The organism is Oleiphilus sp. HI0123, assembly GCF_001635315.1.
In genome coordinates this window covers 1-1,051 of sequence record NZ_LWGE01001843.1, presented here as the reverse complement: position 1 = coordinate 1,051, position 1,051 = coordinate 1, and the positions used below count along the sequence as shown (strand labels likewise).

Here is a 1,051-nt window from a genome sequence, read left to right as displayed (position 1 = left end):
TACATCTGGGCCGACAGAGCCAGAATAAATTGGTAAATCGATGGTTTTCCCATCAACCGATAACTGAGCTTTTTTATCAGTCATGGTGCTATCCTGTTGCTGAGATAGAGTAAGCCAAGCGTAGCTGCTGATTAATAGGTAAAAAGCTTGCGGCCAGTTGGCGACTTAAAAGTTTGCGCATTATGACAAATAGAATGACTATAGTCACGTCTCTGTAATGTGCCAATGTAGATGAAAAAAAAATCAAAGAAAGTTTCGGCTTTTTGGGTGGGTGAAATTTGCACGGCTGTGGCGCGGAAATATCTAATAAAAGCTAATTTGGTGCAAAGTGGGTATGAAAACTAAGAAAAAAAGCTTGATATGGTGCCAGAGCTGCCTAAGGCGGGGCTACTATGTTGCTGAAATATTATTGTCAAATACAAGAAAATTTATAATGGCCAAATAATGCCGTTATTTTTGTTCGTGGTTTGTATTTCGCGGCCTTAATCCCTATAATCCGTCAGCAAAATTAGGTGGTGGCCTATTTCACGTTTTGTTTCGGATAATCTTTATTGTAGATTTTCGGGCGGCAAGGCTGAATAGCGTTGAAACATCTTATTATAAAAAGGTTGCAAGGGTTGGCGAATCTTTAGAGATGCCTTCCTTTGTTTAAATTAGCTCATGCCAACTTGAGAGAGTATATGTGCTGTGAAAGATAAACGACCTGTAAATCTCGATCTAACTCAATTTAGTTTTCCTCTGCCTGCGCTAACGTCAATTGTGCACCGTGTTACCGGTGTGGCCTTGTTCGTTGGTGTGGCAATTCTTATGTATGTCCTTGAACTTTCGCTCTCGAGCGAAGACGGTTTTAACGCCGCTAAAGAGTGTCTGGACGGTGCTTTTGTTACTTTGATTATGTGGGGCTTGGTTTCTGCGCTTCTTTATCACTTGGTAGCGGGAATTAGACATTTATTAATGGACTGTGGTATTGGTGAAACGCTTGAAGCTGGCCAGTTCGGTGCCAAAGTTGTTATAGCAGTGTCAGTTGTACTTATCTTATTGGCAGGAGTTT

The 1,051-nt window shown here is 41.1% G+C and carries 1 protein-coding gene; it reads left to right on the top strand.

What is annotated here, in order from left to right; genetic code table 11:
• Positions 1-687: 687 nt before the first annotated feature.
• On the top strand, positions 688-1,051 hold a 364-nt coding region (gene sdhC / locus A3761_RS24760), incomplete at its 3' end, for a succinate dehydrogenase, cytochrome b556 subunit (protein WP_068751106.1).